We start from the raw sequence: 17,669 nt of genomic DNA, 5'->3' as shown, positions 1-17,669 counted from the left end.
TTTCTCACACCCACCCCTCTTATCTTTTTTTTTGGGGTTTGTGGGGTGTTTTCTTGGTGTTGGGGGGGGGGGGGGGGGGGGGGGGGGGCCCGCCCCCCCCCCCCCCACCACTCGACCGGAAACGGTTTGCGGGGGTCTGAAACAATAACCCCCTGTGAAGACTTTCGAGGCCCTGTTCGCCGAGCTCCAGGATCGTGCCGTTACCCGCCCCGAGGGGTCGGGGACGGTGGCCGCGCTGGACGCGGGCGTGCATACCCAGGGCAAGAAGGTGCTCGAAGAGGCCGGTGAGGTGTGGCTGGCCGCCGAACACGAGAGCGACGAATCGCTCGCCGAGGAGATCTCGCAGCTGCTGTACTGGGTGCAGGTGCTGATGGTGGGCCGTGGACTGCGGCTCGAGGATGTCTACCGACATCTGTGACGACCGCCTGAATCCGCAGTCGTTCCCCCTCCCGAAAGGACCATCCCATGCTGCGCGTCGCAGTCCCCAATAAAGGCGCACTCTCCGAATCGGCCGTGTCGATCCTGTCCGAGGCCGGATACCGCAAACGCACCGATTCCCGCGATCTGACCGTCCTCGATCTGTCCAACCAGGTGGAGTTCTTCTTCCTGCGGCCCAAGGACATCGCCATCTACGTCGGATCGGGTGAACTCGATCTGGGCATCACCGGTCGCGATCTGGCGCTCGACTCCGCCGCACCGGTCACCGAGCGGCTCGGTCTCGGTTTCGGCGGTTCCACCTTCCGCTACGCCGCTCCGGCCGGGCGCGACTGGACCGTCGAAGACCTCGCCGACAAGCGCATCGCCACCTCGTACCCGAATCTCGTGCTGGCGGATCTGGCCAAGCGCGGCATCGAGGCCGAGGTCATCCGGCTCGACGGCGCGGTGGAGATCTCCATCCAGCTCGGCGTCGCCGATGCGATCGCCGACGTGGTTGGTTCCGGGCGCACCCTGCGTCAGCACAACCTGGTCGCCTTCGGTGAATCGCTGTGCGATTCGGAGGGCGTGCTGATCGAGCGCGAGGGCGCCGATCGCGACGACCGGGCTCGCAACCAGCTCATCGACCGGGTCAAGGGCGTCGTGTTCGCCCAGCAGTACCTGATGCTGGACTACGACTGCCCCAGGGTCCTGCTCGATCAGGCCGCCCAGATCACCCCCGGCCTGGAATCGCCGACCGTCTCGCCGCTGACCGACCCCGACTGGGTCGCGGTCCGCGCGCTGGTGCCGCGCAAGCTGGGCAACTCGGTGATGGACCAGCTCGCCGATCTAGGCGCGAAGGCGATCCTCGCCACCGATATCCGGTCCTGCCGGGCTTTCTGAGGTCTGGAACGGACAGCCGGTCCCGGCGGCATGATCGGCTCGACCGGCATCGCATGATACGACCCGATGTGCCCTGAATCCCGCTGCCCGGCGGCAGGATTCAGGGCACACCCGTATCAGTCGGCGACCGATTCGGCGAAGGTCTGCTCGGGAGATTCGGCCTCGTCCGGCCAGCCGGGATACGGCGGTGGCGTGCCGCCGAATTCGGGGCACAGGTGCTTGAAATCGCAGTACCTGCACAGCCAACCCGTGGTGGGCGGGAAATCCCCGGTGCGGCCCGCTTCCCGGATGGCCTGCCACAGTGCCGCGAGCGTGCGCTCGAAACGGGTGAGTTCTTCCTCGTCGGGGGTGTAGGTGAGGATCTGCTCGTCGGCCAGGTAGATCAGCCGCAGCTGGGCCGGGACGATGCCGCGGGTGCGCAGCATGACCAGCGCGTAGAACTTCAGCTGGAACAGCGCCTTGGTCTCCTGCGTGAGGCCCGGCGCGCGCCCGGTCTTGTAGTCCACCACCCGCAGCTCGCCCGTGGGCGCCACATCGATCCGGTCGACGAACCCGCGCAACAGCACACCGTCGGGTAGTTCGACCTCGACGCGGGACTCACACGACTCGGGATCGAACCCGGTCGGATCCTCCAAGCGGTAATAGGTGCGCACCAGTGCACGCACCTCGTCGAGGAAAACCTCGAGCTCGCCATCGGCGATCAGCTCGGCCACCTCGGGACGCTCGCTCAGTACCCGCGCCCAGGCGCCACCCGCCAAGGCCTCGGCGCGGTCGGGTAACCGCTGCGCGGCGGGCAACCCGTAGAGATCTTCCAGCACCGCGTGCACGACGGTGCCACGGACGGCGTGACGACCGGGCGGCTCCGGAATCCGATCGATCGCACGGAAGCGGTACTTCAGCGGACATTGCTTGAAATCCATTGCCCGGGAAGGCGACAGCGCCGGACGCGAGCGGGGCCGCGCCGGATCGGAGCCGCGCGCCGGTTCGGCGTCGGCAGGGGGCGTGGTCGCGGGTGCTGGCATACCTGGCAGGCTATCCGGCGGCACCGACACGGTGCTCGGAGACGGCAGCGACAGTGACATTTCGCGGAACGGAGATCAATGACGGCCAGACGGACCGGGCCATTCACCATCGGTGACCGGGTGCAGCTGACCGATGCCAAGGGCAGGTTGTACACCGTGCTCCTGGAGCCGGGCAAAGAGTTCCACACCCATCGAGGCGGGATCAAGCACGACGATCTGATCGGCACCGACGAGGGCACCGTGGTGACCTCCACCAACGGCACCCCGTATCTGGCGCTGCGACCGCTGCTGGTCGATTACGTGCTGTCGATGCCGCGCGGCGCGGCGGTGATCTACCCCAAAGACGCCGCCCAGATCGTGCACGAAGGCGATATGTTCCCCGGCGCGCGCGTGCTCGAGGCAGGTGCGGGCTCCGGCGCGCTCACCTGCTCGCTGCTGCGGGCGGTCGGCCCCGAGGGCGAGGTGGTGTCCTACGAGATCCGCGAGGACCACGCCGAGCACGCCGTGCGCAATGTGGAGACCTTCTTCGGCGAACGTCCGGCGAACTGGTCGCTGACCGTCGGTGACGTCGCGAACTACGACGGCCCGCCCGTCGACCGGGTGGTACTCGACATGCTCGCACCCTGGGACGCGCTGCCCGCGGTGTCCAAGGCGCTGGTCCCCGGGGGCGTGCTGATCGTCTACGTGGCGACCGTGACGCAGCTGTCGAAGATCGTCGAAACGCTGCGCGAGCAACAATGCTGGACCGAGCCGCGGTCGTGGGAGTCGATGGTGCGCGGTTGGCATGTGGTGGGGCTTGCGGTGCGGCCCGAGCACCGGATGCAGGGCCACACCGCGTTCCTGGTCAGCGCCCGCAGGCTGGCCGAGGGCACGGTGACCCCGAAGCCCCAGCGTCGGCCCTCGAAGGGCTGACGGCCGGGGCATCGGGCCTTGACCGGATCAGGCAGGGACGCAGGGCGCCTGCGCGAAGCCGAGCAGCAGACAGCCGCTGGCATCCGACAGCTTCCAGGTGCCGTCGACGTTCTCCCAGGTCAGCGGCATGGGCGGGGCGGCGCCGTTCGGGGAGCCGATGGTGACCTGGGCGGTGGCGGTGCTGCCCTCGGTGGTGACATCGGCGACGCCGAAGGTGAGCGTGCCGTAGCCGGCCAGCGCGGCGTTCATCTGGTCGATGTTGGCGGTGCGCTGCTCGCCGTTGACGATCAGCTGCGTCTTCTCGGCGGTCGGCACGTCCGGGCTGGCCAACTTGTCGAGCACACCCTGCAGCGTCTCCGGGGTCGGGGCCTCGCCGGTGCCGTGGTCACCGTGTTCGGCGCCGGAGGTGGCGGCGGCAGCGGCGCTGGTGGTCGCGCTGGTGCTGGTCGCGGCGGTGTCGCTGCTGTCGTCGTCGGAACCGCAGGCGGTCATGCCGAGCGACAGGGCGACAGTTGCGGCGGCGGCGACAGAGAAGCGCAGTGCCCTCACGGGAAGGAGCATGACTGGCAACCTTTCGGCTAGTCGGTGAGTAGGCTCACCGGTAATGTGTTAGGGCAGGCTAACATGGTCGTTCCGGTCGACGGGCGCTGCCTAGATGTGATCACGACGAAACCATGTCGGACAGCGAGAACGGTTCGCGCCCGGTAGCGTTGATAGACCGGGACTGGGAGGAGCAGCACATGAGCCCCATCGAGAATTCGGATTCGGCGGCCTGGAGAGAGCTCGAGGCGGTGCGCGCCGAAGCGGCTGCACTCCGGAGGCAACTCGCGGATTCACCGGATCGTTCACGGGAATTGGAAGCCCGCATCGATTCGCTGACTATTCGCAACACGAAGCTGATGGACACCCTCAAAGAGGCGCGCCAGCAACTGGTCGCGCTGCGCGAGGAAGTCGATCGGCTCGGTCAGCCGCCGAGTGGTTACGGCGTCCTGATCGGCGCCTACGACGATCAAACCGTCGATGTGTTCACTTCCGGCCGCAAGATGCGATTGACGTGTTCGCCCAATATCGACACCGACACCCTCGAGTACGGCCAGACCGTGCGGTTGAACGAGGCGCTGACGGTGGTCGAGGCCGGGCACTTCGACGCGGTCGGTGAGATCGGCACCCTGCGCGAGGTCCTCGATGACGGTCGCCGCGCGCTCGTGGTCGGCCATGCCGACGAAGAGCGCGTCGTGTGGCTGTCGGCTCCGCTGTCCAAGGTCGCCGAGGTCGACGACCTCGACGATCCGGACGCGCCGATCCGCAGGCTGCGTCCCGGTGATTCGCTGCTGGTCGACACCAAGGCAGGCTTCGCGTTCGAGCGCATCCCCAAGGCCGAGGTCGAGGACCTGGTGCTCGAGGAAGTGCCCGATGTCGACTACAACGACATCGGTGGTCTGGGTCGCCAGATCGAGCAGATTCGCGACGCGGTGGAGCTGCCGTTCCTGCACAAGGACCTGTTCCGCGAGTACGCGCTGCGCCCGCCCAAGGGTGTGCTGCTCTACGGTCCGCCGGGCTGCGGTAAGACGCTCATCGCCAAGGCGGTGGCCAATTCGCTGGCCAAGAAGATCGCCGAGGCCCGTGGTGAGGATGCCAAGGAGGCCAAGTCCTTCTTCCTCAACATCAAGGGCCCGGAGCTGCTGAACAAGTTCGTCGGTGAGACCGAACGCCACATCCGGATCATCTTCCAGCGGGCCCGTGAAAAGGCCTCGGAAGGCACCCCGGTGATCGTGTTCTTCGACGAGATGGACTCGATCTTCCGCACTCGCGGATCAGGTGTGTCCTCGGATGTGGAGACCACGGTCGTCCCGCAGCTGCTGAGCGAGATCGATGGCGTCGAGGGCCTGGAGAACGTCATCGTGATCGGCGCCTCCAACCGCGAGGACATGATCGACCCCGCGATCTTGCGTCCGGGACGTCTGGACGTGAAGATCAAGATCGAGCGGCCCGATGCGGAGTCGGCCCAGGACATCTTCTCGAAATACCTCACCGAGGAGTTGCCGCTGCACGCCGACGATCTGGAGGAGTTCCGCGGCGACAAGGGTGCCTGCATCCGCGCGATGATCGAGCGGGTGGTCGACCGGATGTACGCCGAGAGCGAGGACAACCGCTTCCTGGAGGTCACCTACGCCAATGGTGACAAGGAAGTCCTGTACTTCAAGGACTTCAACTCCGGCGCCATGATTCAGAACATCGTGGACCGCTCCAAGAAGTACGCCATCAAGGCGGTGCTCGACACCGGCAACCCGGGTCTGCGCATACAGCATCTCTACGATTCGATCGTGGACGAGTTCTCCGAGAACGAGGACTTGCCCAACACCACGAATCCTGATGACTGGGCACGGATCTCGGGCAAGAAGGGTGAACGGATCGTCTACATCCGCACCTTGGTCACCGGCAAGAATGCCAGTGCCAGCCGGGCGATCGACACGGAGTCGAATACGGGTCAGTACCTGTAATCCGGTTCGAGCAGAGGGCCGCGCTTCCGTAGGGGGCGCGGCCCTTCCTCGTCAGTGGGCGGGTGTGCGCGCTGCTGCCGGACTCGTTGCCGCGGCCGCGCTGTGTGGCGCGGATGTTCGGCGGGTCGGGTAATGTGATGCATGACACTGGACGTGTGTCCAGCTATAACGCCAGCCGGGCGCCGGGATGCGTGGCAGCACAGGCGATGTCCTGGATGTTCATCGGCGAAACCGTATGCACACGAGATGTGAATCGTTCATGCTTCAGATAGCTGGCGCAGCGGGGTTGCGCCTGATCGAGATGAATGGAGTCACCATGTCCGGTTCCGCGTCGGATTTCCTGGCCGAAGTGCTGCTCAAGACGATCCTGGAGCTGCTCTCCAGCGGTAGCGCGGGGTAGCCCGCCTCGTCGACGAGCCGACAGGGCCGCGCTCTATCTGGGGCGCGGCTCTGTCGTTTTTTGTAGGTGCCATCGGGGGCGGACCATCCGGCGCAGCGGATTACGCTGTCGATATGACCGAGATCTGGCACAACCCGCGGTGCACCAAGAGCCGTGCCGCGCTCGCGCACCTGGACGAGAACGGCGCCGAATACACGGTGCGCCGATACCTGGACGAACCGCCTACTGCCGACGAGTTGCGTGCGGTCCTGGCCAAGCTCGGTGCCGAACCGTGGGATATCACCCGCACGGGCGAGCAGCTCGCCAAGGATCTCGGTATTCCGGGCTGGGGCCGGACCGAGGCTGATCGGGATCGCTGGATCGAGGCGCTGGCGGCTAATCCGAAACTGATACAGCGGCCCATTGTCTTCACCGCGAACGGTGGGGCGATCGTTGCCAGAGACGAGGATTCGCTGCGGTCGCTGGATTGATGCCACCCATGGGTCGGGCGCGGACCTTGCGGCGTTCTGCTGGACATCAGTACAGGTAGTCGCGCTGATGGAGGCGATCTGCATCGGTAGCCGCGGCGATGCCATATGCGGCTGATCGGCTGTAACGGCGACCGGATGATGTGTGATGTAGATCATGTCATCGTGGATCGGGAAGGTCCTGGTCCGGTTGGATCGAGCGTGGGCCTGCAACGGGTCGGGGCGTCGAGCCCCACGCCGGTTGGAGGTTGTCATGAACTCGATCGTCAAGAAAATCGCCGTCAGCGCGTCGGCTGCGACCCTCATCGGTGCGACGGGAATTCTGGGTGCCGCGCCCGCGCAGGCCCAACCCGGTGCGTTCTGTTCGGTCAATCCCGTCGGCGCCACCGCTGCCTACTCGCAGTGTGGCGGACCGGTGTGGCATCAGGTCCGGGTCACCTGCTGGGCGTGGTGGTCCTGGTTCAGTAGCTACGAACGGTGGGGCAACCCCGCCTTCGACGGGCAGCAGTCCTGGACCAGCTGCGATCTGCCGTTCTCCCTGCAAACCTGGCAGGTAATCGTGCACTGATCGACATCGACGACCCGAGGCGCCCGCGCTCCGATTCGAGCGCGGTGCCTCGGCGCGAACATTCCGGCCGAGTGTTCGTACGCCGCAATGACGACGTCGAATCGGCCTCGAGGGTGACGATCTGCGCCCATCGCGGCCGGTAGGGTCGACGGACATGAAGGTACAGTTGCGCCACAGTCCCGCCTCCGCGGTCGCCAGGTGTTACCTCGCCGGCAACGAGCCGATGCGGGTCGAAAGCGGCGCCATGGTGGCGCATTCGGCGGGAGTCACCCTGCAAGCCAAGGCCGACGGCGGCATTTTCGCCGGCATCAAACGGTCGGTGCTGGCGGGCGAATCGTTCTTCGTCTCCACCTTCACCGCGCCGCAGCAGGGTGGCTGGGTGGATGTCGCCCCCTCGTTGCCCGGCGACATGCTGCCGCTGACCATCCAGCCCGACCGCCCCTTCTTCATCAGCCGTGGCGGCTGGATCGCCAATTCCCATGGCGTGCAGGTGGAAAGCAAATGGGGCGGCTTCGCGAACCTCTTCGGCGGCGAGGGCGGCTTCGGTCTGCGCGCGCACGGTGAGGGTGAGGTCGTCGTCGGCGTCTTCGGCGCAATTGACGTCATCGACCTACAGCCCGGCGAGCCGATCACGATCGACACCGGACACGTCGTCGCCTACGACCTGGCAATGAATTTCACCATCCGGCGCGCGGTATCGGGGAGATCCATTCAGTCGCTGAAATCCGGCGAGGGGTTGGTCTTCGACTTCACGGGTCCCGGCCGCGTGTTACTGCAGACCCGAAACCCGAGTGCGTTCGCTTCTTGGACGGCATCGGTGTCTTCCGGATAGGCGCACCCTCGCTCGGTTCGGATGGAGTTGGCCCGCTGAGCGAGCAGCGGGTGATCCACGTCACTGAGTAATGCTGTCAGGAAATCGGGGGCTGTCTCGTTCAGGGAGCACGAGAACCAGACAGGAGCGAACCAATGCAGCACCGCATCGTCGTCCTCGGTGCCGGATACGCCGGAGCCTTCTCCGCCGGATACCTGGCCCGCCAACTCCACTCCGACGACTTCGAGATCACCGTCGTCAACGCCGAATCCGATTTCGTCGAGCGGCTGCGCCTGCATCAGCTCGCCGCCGGGCAGGATATTCGCCATCGGCCGCTGGCGAAGGTGTTCGCGGGTACCGGCATTCGACTACGACTGGCGCGGGTAACCAGCGTCGACGCCGAGCACCGAACTGTCACGGTCGCCGACAGTGCGGGCATCGACCGGCTCGAATACGACACCCTCCTCTACGCGCTCGGTAGCACCGCTGCCGCCCACGGTGTTCCGGGTGTCGATGAGCACGCCTTCCACGTGACTGCGCGGCCGGCCGCACTGCGGCTGCGCGCACGCCTGGATGAGCTGGGCGAGGTCGGGAAGGTACTGGTGATCGGCGGCAATCTGACTGCGATCGAGGCCGCCACCGAGTTCGCCGAATCCCGTCCAGGACTTCAAGTCAGCCTCGCCACCAGAGGCGAGCTGGGCGGCTGGCTTGGCCCTAAAGCCCGTCGTCACCTGATGTGTGCCTTCGATCGGTTCGGAATCACGGTCTACGAAGACACCGCCATCGAGCGCGTCGAAGAGACGAGTGCCGTCGCCGCCGACGGCACTGTCTTCGCTTCCGACGCGACCGTGTGGGCAGCCGGCTTCGCTGTCCACCCGATTGCGGCTGCCAGCGGCCTCGCGGTAGAACCCAACGGCCAGGTCACGGTCGACCGTCAGATGCGGTCGGTTTCGCACCCGAACGTCTACGCCGCCGGTGACAGCGTCTTCGCGATCGGCGAATACGGTCGTCCGTTGCCGATGTCCTGTGCTTCCGCGGGACCTACCAGCAAGCAGGCGACCGCCGCGATCATCGGTGACCTGACCGGTCGCAAGATCTCACCGATCGCGATGACATATGTCGGCAACCACATCAGCCTCGGCCGAAACGACGGCATCCTCCAGCCGGTCGACGGCGACGCGCGTGCGAAGCCGGGGGCCTTGTGTGGCCGCACGGCCGCCCGGGTCAAGTCGGCAATCATCAATACCGCTGCTTGGGCCGTGAGTCACCCGACTTTAGGAAGGGCGAGCCACAAGTACCGTTTGGTCACCGACCGAGAGCACTCGCCCAACGTTGTCGCCGCATAGAGTCGTCTCATGGACGCTGCCACCGTGGCGCGTTTCGAGGCCAACCGGAATCGGCTGGCCTCGCTCGCCTACCGTCTGCTCGGCTCGGCTGCCGACGCCGAGGACACGGTGCAGGACGCGTTCCTGCGGTGGCAGGCTGCCGACCGGGGGTACGTCGAGCTGCCCGAGGCATGGTTGACCAAGATCGTCACCAACCTGGCGCTCGACCGGCTCCGTTCGGCGCAGGCGCGGCGCGAACGTGCGGTCGGCGCCTGGATGCCCGAACCGCTGCTCGACGGCGACCCGATGCTTGGCCCTGCCGCCACCGTCGAGCAGCGTGAATCGGTGACCTTCGCGGTGCTGACTCTCATGGAGCGTCTGTCGCCGGTCGAACGGGCCGTTTACGTGCTGCGCGAGGCCTTTGCGTACAGCCACGCCGAGATAGCCGAGATTCTCGGCATCACCGAGTCCGGGAGTCAACAACACACCCACCGAGCCCGGCGTCGAATCACCGCTGCCCGCAACGGCACCGACATCGACCATGCTCACGCACGTCGAATCGTCGAGGCGTTCGTCGTCGCCGCCTCCTCGGGCCGAACCGATCGCCTCGTCGCGTTATTGACCGACGACGCAACCGGCATCTCCGACGGCGCCGGTCTGGGCCGGGGGCCGGTCGGGAAGCTGATCCGGTACTCGACCCCGGAGCGTCTCGCCGGCGCGGTGCGGGCCGGTCTCACACCGTCTGCGGCCAAGCGGCGACTCGCCGGTGGCTCGCCGTCGATCCATGCTGTCGTGGTCAACGGCTGCCCGGCCATGCTCGTCACGCTCGACGACCGGGTCGTCGGCGTGACGATCCTGGAGATCCGTGACGACAAGATCGCAGGGGTGTGCGGCATCGCGGCCCCGCACCGACTCGCTCGTCTCACGGAAGAATGGCGTCGGCAAGAGCATGACCTACCGCTGATCGAATCGTGGTAACCGGCTGTCGGACAATCGATTTCATGCTCAAGTGGCGATCCCGGTCGAACTGTTCGGTCGCCACGCGATCTGCATCACCTCAGCTCTTCGATTCAGGTCAGGATCCCGCGGAGCAGATGGCGGGAGTCGGGCACGAATGGCCATGCCGGATCGGTCAAGTGCTCCCGCAGTGTTTGTTCAGGCCACCACCAGCCCTCGGCGATCTCCTCTGGTTGGTGGCGGATCGGTCCGTCATAGCGCAGTTCGTAGAGGTGCATGTGGCAGCGCATCGGGCGGCCCGACCATTCGCCGTCCCAGGAGGTCTGGGCCAGGGGAGTCGGGTCGGTGTCCGGTGTGATGCCGAGTTCCTCGGCGAGTTCGCGGACCGCGGTCTGCCGCGGTGATTCTGCCGGCGCCACCACACCGCCCGCGATGCAGTCGTGCATACCGGCGAACACCATTTTGGTGTCGGTGCGGCGGTGCACATAGATCGAGCGGCCGTCACCGGAGCGCACGAGCACGCCCGCACTGGCATGCCACAGTCCGTCGCGGTAGACGACCGCGCGTTCCTCGGCACCGACTTCTCGGCCGGTGCTGTCGTAGACGGCGATCATCTCCGAAGACACGGGGCGAGAGTAACGTGTCCGGCGTAGATCGCTCGACGAAGGGATCGGCTCGATGGCGCTGCCGCGCGCACTGGGGAAATTCAATCGGCAGGTCACCAACCCGGTGACCTCGGTGTTCGCCGGGCATGCGCCCGGTATGGGCATCGTCGTCCACAAAGGCCGCAAGTCCGGGCGCGGCTATCGGACTCCGGTATTGATGTTCGCCGACGGCCACGAATACCGCATCGCCCTCACCTACGGCCGCGACGTCGACTGGGTGAAAAACGTCCTCGCCGCAGGTGATTTCACGGTGGAAACCCACGGGCAGACGGTGGCACTGACCGACCCGCTGATCCGTCACGATGCGGCCGCGAGTTGGGCGCCGCTCGTCATTCGGCAGGCGCTCATCGGGATGTCGGTGCCCTACTTCTTGGAGGCCAGGACGGTCGATTGAGTGGGCCGTGCCGGATCGTTCACCGACCGAGGTGTATCCCGGTCGTCGACTTACCCGGGCGTCGTCGTGCTCGCGACTGGCCTGGGCTACTTCCGCTCGCGACTGGCCGGGCGGCATCCCGAACTGCGCCCCGCCCGTCGAACCAGGCCGACACACGACGCGACCACTGCTTCCCCGGCCGCGACAAACCGGGGAAGCAGCGTGAGCGTCAGCTGTTGTCGCGCGGATCGAGCACGACCTGCGTGCCCGGGCTCGCCGCCACCTGCAGGGTGCGCAGCCGCAGCAGCGCCGGGTGCTCTTCCAGCAGACGTGCAGTGTTGGCCAGCGACCGCAGTGCCGCCGCCTCCGCGCGTGCGCGCTCGAGCTCGGCGCGACCGCGTTCCTTGGCCAGCACCGTCTCCAGCGCCGCCTTGCGCAGCTCACCTGGCAGCATCAGGTCGCGTGCGCGCAGGCTCTTGACCTCGATGCCGAGTTCGGCGACCGCGCCGGCCACCCGAGTGTGGTCCGCGGTGAGCAGCGTGCGGTCGGCGATCACCTCGTCGAGGGTGTGCGCGGCGACGGCGTCGCGCACGGTGTCCTGCACCGCCGCGTACAGCACGGTTTCGGAGTTCTGCGCGCCGGTGGTGAACGCGACCGGGTCGATGACCTGCCAGTTCAGCGCGAAACTCGCACGCAGCGAAAGTCCGTCGGAAGTGAGCAGTTCCTGGCCCGTGACGTGCATCAGCCGTGGCCGCACATCGACCTCGACCAGCGTGCAGCGCTTGGCGTCGTACCGGTGGCGACCGGGCTCGAGCACCCGCTCCAGGGTCCCGTCGCGATAGAGCAGCGTGCGCTGCCATGCCATGACCGTCGTATACATTTCTCACTCCCTCCCGGAGTCGTGTCCTCAACCAGCCTCTGGCATGCCGATGTCACCCCACCCGGTCCCGACGACGCGGCGGGGGCTTCCCCCGGCCGTAGCCGGAGGAGCCCGCATGACCACGCCGCCGCAGCGGACCGGGTGGGGGACACCGTATGTGGGAATCGAACCCGTCAGACCGAAGCCTGAGCCACCAAAGGCACGAAAGATCTGACACGGGGAACGCGCTCCGGAGATTCCGGTGCGCCCCTTGCTCTCTCGTAGGAGATACGGTACGGAAGTCGGCAGGTGGGCGCGAATGCCTTTCCCTGGGGGTTGTGCCGATTCGCGAGTCATCGGCAGAGACCAGGTGGGGTGGGTCAGTGTTCGGCGACGGTACCGACCAGGAGTTCGGGTGCGGTGTCGCGGACCTTGGCGAGTAGTCGGGTCGTCCGATCGGAATTCACCGCCGTCAGCACCCTCACGACCGGGCGGAGGATGGACGCTGCGTCCTGGTGGTCGCCCATGCGCCAGCGGATGAGACCGGTCTCGGTGGCTGCGAGAGCGTGTACTCGGGCGTGTGTTGCGGGGTTCCAGATATCACATGTCAGCCGGTAGTGCTGCTCGGCAGCGGCGAGTTCGCCGATGGCTTCCAACGACTTCGCTGCCTGATGCACTGTGATCGCCTTGTTCGGAGTCCAGGTCGCGATCCAGCGAGGCATGTCGTCGGTGATCTCGGGCGTGATGTCCGGTTCGGTGCGGTGTAGCACGGCACGTGCTGACGTGGCATCGCCCGACTCGGCGTGGCATCGAGACAGCGCGACGGCGAACAGCGATAGGGCATCACGTCCCAGCCTGGTGCGGGCGCGTGCCATGGCGTTTTCCGCGAGCGCGACCGAATAGGCGCGGTCGCCGACGTCGGTGGACTGCAAAGCGAGGATGCGCAGCGCCCACGCGTCGTGTCCTGGCATCCCCGATTCCTCGGCGAGCCGAAGTGCCGCGAGATAGTAGCGCTGCGCCATGCCGTCCGCTCCGGCGTCGTGGGCCTTGAATCCGGCGAGGTAGGCGAGTTCGGCGGCAGCGCTGAACGCGTGTGCGCGGACGAACTCGTCGGCGAAGCGTGACCGCAGCATGGTCGCAACATCGGTGGCGAGGAACTCCGCCACTGCTGTCCGGCCGACACCACCGCCGCGCACTTCATCGAGCCGGTGGAAGGCATCGGTGACCGATTGCACGGCATGTACCTCTGCCATGCCGACACAAGCTGATTCGTTCATCGCGATCAGCCGTGCGATGTCAGGTAGTGCGACCAGCCCAGTCGCCGATAGTGTTGCGCTGTAGGCGGCGCCACGTAAGAAACTGCGCCGGTCGACATCATTGCGGCCCACCGTTGCCGCCGTGCTCACACAATCGATCGCCGGGCTGCACACACGGTCATACCAACCGATCACCTCTGCGGAGGCGACTCGCGTCCCGGTTTCGAAATGGCCGAGCGCGGATTTGCTATACGGCACGCGTGCCGACATAGCAGCCAGCGACAAGCCCGCAGCCTCCCGCGCGGAGCGCAATCGGGCACCGGTCAACCCCGCCTCGTCGGATGAGCCGCGTCGATCCACAACGCCCAGACTATCGGCTACCGCCGACTCTTGGACCGTTGTAGACGGGTGTAGACCGTCAACCCGTTCCAGGATCGAAAATGCCCGCCTAGCTTCGACTTCTAGCGTGCCGTGCAATCGGTTCCGATCATTCGAACCCACACGGCAGCGCGGATGTTTGCAACTGCAGTGCGCGGATCCATCCACGACGGCCTGACTCGGGCTGAAAGCAGGGGGCTTTACATGAAGATTCGCTCGAACGCGCTGGGGCTCATCCGGCGCACTCCTGGTATCTATCCACGAGGACACCGATGGCCTTTGACCGAAACCGGAGCATCGCTGTGACCTTCTGGGATGTGGTGCTGGTGGTGCTGGTCATCGTGTTGATGGCGGTGACGGTCGCCGCGCTGGCGTGGCCGGATCGCGGTCCATCGGACGATGCGACGCCGCGAGGGATCGGCGATGAGCCGAACCCGCCGCGCGGGCACGAAATCTGAGGGGCGATGCGGCAGCGCCCCACAGCATTGGCGTGGATCAACCCGGATGTGTCCATCGAACCGGAGGCGGAGGCGATACAGATCCGGGCGTTGGCGCGCAGACTCGGATACGTCCTGGTGTGGCCGGACGAAAATTCCATACTCCCGCTGACCGAGCAAGTGCGTGCTGCTGATGTCGATGCCGTGGTCACGCCAGGTCCAGATCATTTGGATCCGATGACGCTGCACAATCTGATGATGCTCGGCGACGTCGAAACAGTGTGGCCACGAATATCTTTCGCCCGCTGGTGCACTGTCGAGAGCCGCGGGTGAAGCATGGACCATGCGGAGATTTCGGCTGTCACAGGTCTGCCACGACAAGCCGATATCCCGTGTCGAGTTCTTCACGGTCGATCAGGCCGTGGTTGCGGGTCCGCCAGGTTCCGGTGCGCAGGTCGGACCGCAGGCATTGCAACCCGGCGGCCAGTGATCGTGGTGGGGTGAGGGCAAGCATCGACATCCCGGCTCGAACTTCCGGGTCGAGGTAGGCGTGCGGGCGTTGCCAGTAGGCGGCGCCGAAGCCGTCGGTGCAGTCGGCGGGGACCGGCACCGGAAGGACCTCGACAAGCCCGGGTAGTAGCCGGGTGAGCTTGTCGAGCGGCACGGCCAGCCGGGCGTCGGTGGCGGCCGCTGCGGGCAAATAGTCGCGTAGCAGCCAGAACTCGCGCATCACGGTGTGGTCCCAGGTGAGGATCACGACGCGACGGCGCGCAATGCGCACCAGTTCGCTGATCCCCCGTTCGAGGTCTGTCCAGTGATGCACAGTGAGCACCGCCAACGCGGCATCGACGGCGTTCGTGTCGACCGGCAGACACTCGGCCACCCCGCGCACCGCCGCGGCCGCGCCGGGCGGGCGTTGGGCGATCATCACCGAGCTCGGCTCAACTGCGACGACGGTTTGAGCAGGTTCGTATGCACCGGCCCCGGCTCCGATGTTCGCCACCGACAACTGCGCCGACAAGGCGCGCCAGATCGTCTCCGCGATCCGTGGGTCCGGTCGGCGAGTGCGCGAATAGGTTTTCCCAGTCGTGTCGTACAGCAACGGCACCCCTCATCCGATTCTTGCGATTCTTTCACGCGGTAGCGGAAGCCGGGTGCGGTCGATGGAGACGGAGTCAAGGGTCGGCATTCCGACGCTGTCGTTGGGGGACACAGTCTGCACGGTGAATCTCCTTTCGGCGGATCGGTCATGTGCCAGCCATTTGGGCTGCTCTCGGTGCGTGGCGTTCGAAGCCACCGATCTCAGCGTTTGCGCCTCTGTGGGCGTGCGCCGGGCCGCGGGCCTGTACTGGTTGGAACAGCGTCGGCTCGCGCCGGAGACTCTTCCGTATCCCGTTGCACCGCTTCCCGATCGACCTTCCGATACACGATGCGCTGCTGCGCGAAGGTCCACGCATTGTTGGTGACGAAATACAGCAGCACGGCGATCGGCAGCACCGCGCCGCCGATCAGGGCGCCTGCGGGAAACACCCACAGTGACAGCGTGCGCATGAACGGCAAGCCGGGGGATTCCTGGCGGGACAGGGCTGCGCGGGCGGTGAAATGGGTGGCTGCTGCGGCGATCACCATCAGGATGACCGCGACAGCCGCCACCGCTGGGCTCGGGTGACCGGACAATGTGGCCGAGAGTGGGGCTCCGAACAGGTCGGCGTCCAGGAACGACCGCACGTCGGTGGCGTCGAAGGCGTAGTTCGGGGTGAGCGCATTCTGTTCGGCCGTCATCGGCGACGATGTCGCGGTGAATGGGAGATGTGCGCTCGCGGAGGTGCGGTCGAAGGACCGCAGAACGTGAAATAGTCCTAGGAACACGAAGGCCTGGCCGAGCAGTGGCAGGCAGCCGGCGAACGGGCTGACACCGTGCGCGCGGTAGAGCTTCTGGGTTTCGGCGGCCTGTGTCTGGCGATCATCCGAGTGCTTCTTCTTGATCGCTTCGATCTGGGGTTGTAGACGTCGGATGGCGGCTTGGCTGCGGGATTGTTTCAGGAAGACGGGAAATAGCGCCGCCCGCAACGTCATCACGAGCAGGATCACCGCAGCGATCCAAGCGAGCGAACCGGAACCGAAGACGGCGGCGGCCGCGGTGTGCCACAACGAGAGCGCGGCGGAGACGGGATAGTAGACGAAATCGAGCATGCCGGAGGCACCCCTGACTGAATGGCGCGCGCATCGGGCGCGCGAATGGGACGGGTCAGCGGGAACGCCGACGCACCGCCCGAAGGGGGCAGCCGTCAGGCGTGCGCGTAACCGGGTGCTCGGGGTCGCGGGCGTCCCGCGGTGTCCGGATTGCTCTGGCGCAGATAAGAACCGCGGCGCCTGCGTTGTGCGGCCTGCGGAGGTCCGGCGGTACCGACACGCACGGGGACCAACCGCATCGAAGGTGTCGCCACCAGTGCGGCGACCAGCACCACCGCCACGGTGCCGAAAACCGTGGCGGGTTCACCGACGGGTGCGGTGAGCAGCACGAGCGCCGGCAGCAGGGCCGTGAGCACCGCACCCACCGTCAACTGCGCTCGCGTGAACATGCCTCGACGATACCCGAGGTGCGTTGTGCCTCGGTGTGGTCGAACGGAGGCACCACCGAACGCCCACCAGATGCGGTCGTCATGTGCGCTGACGGGCGGAGTCGCTGGCGGGGCCGAGTTCTGCGTGGACATGCGAATCGGTGCGGGTAACCGATTTGCCGGCGAATCCTCCGCTGCCCGGTGTCGCGACGATCGCGCCGTCGACGCAGACGAGCCACTGCCCGCAAACGCACCGGAGATAGCGGACCGCGCCGTGGGAGGAAACGGCGCCGGGGGTGGGCCAGGAGCAGGAAGGGCAGGTAGCGGTCATGTCATCAGCCTGATGTAATGGTCTAGTGCATTTCAACCCTTACGGTGGCGCGGCCGCCCAACTCGCCGTCCAATTGGTCAACGCACCGCCCGACCGGGACCTGCTCGGCCTGCTCGCCGAGGCCGAATACAAGCCGCTCACCCCGCTCGATGGCCGGCAGATCACCGAACTTCGCCGCTGGATCGTCCGCCTCGACGAGGTCTTCACCACACCGTCGGTGGAGCTGCTGAACGCGCTGCTCGCCGAGACGACAAGCCAGCCCTACATATCCACGCACGATGGCCGCGCCCCGCATCTGCACTACTCGCGGATCGACGCGCCGGTGGACGAGCGGGTGAAGGCCTACACCGCCGCCGGTTTGGCGGAGCTGTTCTGTGCGGACCCCACCCGGATCGGTCGCTGTGCCCGGGACGGCTGCGGCACCGTCTACGTCGACACCTCGCGTAACGGTCGACGCCGTTTCTGCTCGACCCGATGCTCGAATCGCGTCCACGTCGCCGACCATCGCAGCCGTCGCTCGGCGTGAGCC

Annotated in this window: 22 protein-coding genes and 1 pseudogene; 14 read left to right on the top strand and 9 right to left on the bottom strand. The window is 66.4% G+C overall.

Going from position 1 to position 17,669, the window contains the following annotated elements; translation table 11 throughout:
- Window positions 1–154: 154 nt before the first annotated feature.
- Window positions 155–418 carry a phosphoribosyl-ATP diphosphatase gene (locus tag ACFXNW_RS08460; protein WP_014351583.1) on the top strand — a complete coding sequence of 88 codons (264 nt, stop codon included), beginning with the start codon at window positions 155–157 and terminating at the stop codon, window positions 416–418.
- Between the two features lie 47 nt (window positions 419–465).
- On the top strand, window positions 466–1,317 hold the full coding sequence (hisG, locus tag ACFXNW_RS08455; RefSeq protein WP_379416975.1) for an ATP phosphoribosyltransferase: 852 nt from the start codon (window positions 466–468) through the stop codon (window positions 1,315–1,317).
- A 116-nt stretch (window positions 1,318–1,433) separates the two neighbouring features.
- On the opposite strand, the gene ACFXNW_RS08450 is transcribed toward hisG, so the two are convergent.
- A complete protein-coding gene (locus ACFXNW_RS08450; RefSeq protein ID WP_379416974.1) occupies window positions 1,434–2,339 on the bottom strand; it encodes a RecB family exonuclease in 906 nt (301 codons plus the stop codon).
- Between the two features lie 78 nt (window positions 2,340–2,417).
- Here ACFXNW_RS08450 and ACFXNW_RS08445 point away from each other — a divergent pair, with 78 nt between their 5' ends.
- Window positions 2,418–3,251: a tRNA (adenine-N1)-methyltransferase gene (locus tag ACFXNW_RS08445; RefSeq protein ID WP_379416973.1), complete on the top strand. Its 834-nt coding sequence runs from the start codon at window positions 2,418–2,420 to the stop codon at window positions 3,249–3,251.
- Between the two features lie 27 nt (window positions 3,252–3,278).
- Here ACFXNW_RS08445 and ACFXNW_RS08440 read toward each other — a convergent pair whose 3' ends face one another.
- Window positions 3,279–3,812, bottom strand: a complete 534-nt coding sequence (locus tag ACFXNW_RS08440) for a hypothetical protein (RefSeq protein ID WP_379416972.1) — start codon at window positions 3,810–3,812, stop codon at window positions 3,279–3,281.
- A gap of 179 nt (window positions 3,813–3,991) precedes the next feature.
- On the opposite strand from ACFXNW_RS08440, the gene arc reads away from it, so the two are divergent.
- The 7 genes from arc to ACFXNW_RS08405 all read left to right on the top strand — a co-directional run bounded on the left by arc (window position 3,992) and on the right by ACFXNW_RS08405 (window position 10,301).
- On the top strand, window positions 3,992–5,752 hold the full coding sequence (gene arc, locus ACFXNW_RS08435; RefSeq protein ID WP_379416971.1) for a proteasome ATPase: 1,761 nt from the start codon (window positions 3,992–3,994) through the stop codon (window positions 5,750–5,752).
- A gap of 259 nt (window positions 5,753–6,011) precedes the next feature.
- On the top strand, window positions 6,012–6,152 hold the full coding sequence (locus ACFXNW_RS08430; protein WP_379416970.1) for a hypothetical protein: 141 nt from the start codon (window positions 6,012–6,014) through the stop codon (window positions 6,150–6,152).
- 113 nt (window positions 6,153–6,265) lie between these two features.
- On the top strand, window positions 6,266–6,622 hold the full coding sequence (locus tag ACFXNW_RS08425) for an arsenate reductase family protein (protein WP_379416969.1): 357 nt from the start codon (window positions 6,266–6,268) through the stop codon (window positions 6,620–6,622).
- Between the two features lie 250 nt (window positions 6,623–6,872).
- Window positions 6,873–7,187, top strand: coding sequence for a hypothetical protein (locus ACFXNW_RS08420; RefSeq protein WP_379416968.1), 315 nt, complete (start codon window positions 6,873–6,875; stop codon window positions 7,185–7,187).
- 154 nt (window positions 7,188–7,341) lie between these two features.
- Window positions 7,342–8,019, top strand: coding sequence for a TIGR00266 family protein (locus ACFXNW_RS08415; RefSeq protein WP_379416967.1), 678 nt, complete (start codon window positions 7,342–7,344; stop codon window positions 8,017–8,019).
- A 134-nt stretch (window positions 8,020–8,153) separates the two neighbouring features.
- A complete protein-coding gene (locus ACFXNW_RS08410; RefSeq protein WP_379416966.1) occupies window positions 8,154–9,344 on the top strand; it encodes an NAD(P)/FAD-dependent oxidoreductase in 1,191 nt (396 codons plus the stop codon).
- Between the two features lie 9 nt (window positions 9,345–9,353).
- Complete coding sequence (locus ACFXNW_RS08405) at window positions 9,354–10,301, top strand: sigma-70 family RNA polymerase sigma factor (protein ID WP_379416965.1); 948 nt, start codon at window positions 9,354–9,356, stop codon at window positions 10,299–10,301.
- A 92-nt stretch (window positions 10,302–10,393) separates the two neighbouring features.
- Here ACFXNW_RS08405 and ACFXNW_RS08400 read toward each other — a convergent pair whose 3' ends face one another.
- Window positions 10,394–10,894: an NUDIX domain-containing protein gene (locus ACFXNW_RS08400; RefSeq protein ID WP_379417351.1), complete on the bottom strand. Its 501-nt coding sequence runs from the start codon at window positions 10,892–10,894 to the stop codon at window positions 10,394–10,396.
- Window positions 10,895–10,958: 64 nt separating this feature from the next.
- Between ACFXNW_RS08400 and ACFXNW_RS08395 the strand changes: the two genes are divergently transcribed.
- On the top strand, window positions 10,959–11,339 hold the full coding sequence (locus ACFXNW_RS08395) for a nitroreductase family deazaflavin-dependent oxidoreductase (protein WP_379416964.1): 381 nt from the start codon (window positions 10,959–10,961) through the stop codon (window positions 11,337–11,339).
- A gap of 208 nt (window positions 11,340–11,547) precedes the next feature.
- On the opposite strand, the gene ACFXNW_RS08390 is transcribed toward ACFXNW_RS08395, so the two are convergent.
- The 3 genes and pseudogenes from ACFXNW_RS08390 to ACFXNW_RS08380 form a co-directional block, all read right to left on the bottom strand.
- Window positions 11,548–12,198: a slipin family protein gene (locus ACFXNW_RS08390; RefSeq protein ID WP_379416963.1), complete on the bottom strand. Its 651-nt coding sequence runs from the start codon at window positions 12,196–12,198 to the stop codon at window positions 11,548–11,550.
- A gap of 359 nt (window positions 12,199–12,557) precedes the next feature.
- Window positions 12,558–13,430, bottom strand: coding sequence for a hypothetical protein (locus ACFXNW_RS08385; protein ID WP_379417380.1), 873 nt, complete (start codon window positions 13,428–13,430; stop codon window positions 12,558–12,560).
- A gap of 183 nt (window positions 13,431–13,613) precedes the next feature.
- Window positions 13,614–13,793 (bottom strand): annotated as a pseudogene (locus ACFXNW_RS08380) (helix-turn-helix domain-containing protein); the annotation flags it as partial.
- 320 nt (window positions 13,794–14,113) lie between these two features.
- Between ACFXNW_RS08380 and ACFXNW_RS08375 the strand changes: the two are divergent.
- Together ACFXNW_RS08375 and ACFXNW_RS08370 are read left to right on the top strand one after the other, a co-directional pair.
- Window positions 14,114–14,269, top strand: a complete 156-nt coding sequence (locus ACFXNW_RS08375) for a hypothetical protein (RefSeq protein WP_379416962.1) — start codon at window positions 14,114–14,116, stop codon at window positions 14,267–14,269.
- A 6-nt stretch (window positions 14,270–14,275) separates the two neighbouring features.
- Complete coding sequence (locus tag ACFXNW_RS08370) at window positions 14,276–14,581, top strand: hypothetical protein (RefSeq protein ID WP_379416961.1); 306 nt, start codon at window positions 14,276–14,278, stop codon at window positions 14,579–14,581.
- A gap of 28 nt (window positions 14,582–14,609) precedes the next feature.
- On the opposite strand, the gene ACFXNW_RS08365 is transcribed toward ACFXNW_RS08370, so the two are convergent.
- The 3 genes from ACFXNW_RS08365 to ACFXNW_RS08355 all read right to left on the bottom strand — a co-directional run bounded on the left by ACFXNW_RS08365 (window position 14,610) and on the right by ACFXNW_RS08355 (window position 16,830).
- On the bottom strand, window positions 14,610–15,350 hold the full coding sequence (locus ACFXNW_RS08365) for a class I SAM-dependent methyltransferase (RefSeq protein ID WP_379416960.1): 741 nt from the start codon (window positions 15,348–15,350) through the stop codon (window positions 14,610–14,612).
- Between the two features lie 200 nt (window positions 15,351–15,550).
- Window positions 15,551–16,441 carry a membrane protein insertase YidC gene (gene yidC / locus ACFXNW_RS08360; RefSeq protein ID WP_379416959.1) on the bottom strand — a complete coding sequence of 297 codons (891 nt, stop codon included), beginning with the start codon at window positions 16,439–16,441 and terminating at the stop codon, window positions 15,551–15,553.
- A 95-nt stretch (window positions 16,442–16,536) separates the two neighbouring features.
- Window positions 16,537–16,830 (bottom strand): DUF6412 domain-containing protein, encoded by a 294-nt coding sequence (locus ACFXNW_RS08355; protein ID WP_379416958.1) that lies wholly within the window; start codon window positions 16,828–16,830, stop codon window positions 16,537–16,539.
- 335 nt (window positions 16,831–17,165) lie between these two features.
- Between ACFXNW_RS08355 and ACFXNW_RS08350 the strand changes: the two genes are divergently transcribed.
- Window positions 17,166–17,666 (top strand): CGNR zinc finger domain-containing protein, encoded by a 501-nt coding sequence (locus tag ACFXNW_RS08350; RefSeq protein WP_379416957.1) that lies wholly within the window; start codon window positions 17,166–17,168, stop codon window positions 17,664–17,666.
- The last annotated feature ends 3 nt before the right edge of the window (window positions 17,667–17,669 follow it).

The sequence above is a fragment of the Nocardia sp. NPDC059180 genome, assembly GCF_042754945.1.
In the GTDB taxonomy this organism is placed as follows: domain Bacteria; phylum Actinomycetota; class Actinomycetes; order Mycobacteriales; family Mycobacteriaceae; genus Nocardia.
Note: the sequence above shows the minus strand (reverse complement) of the source record. Positions and strands in the feature narration are given on the sequence as shown.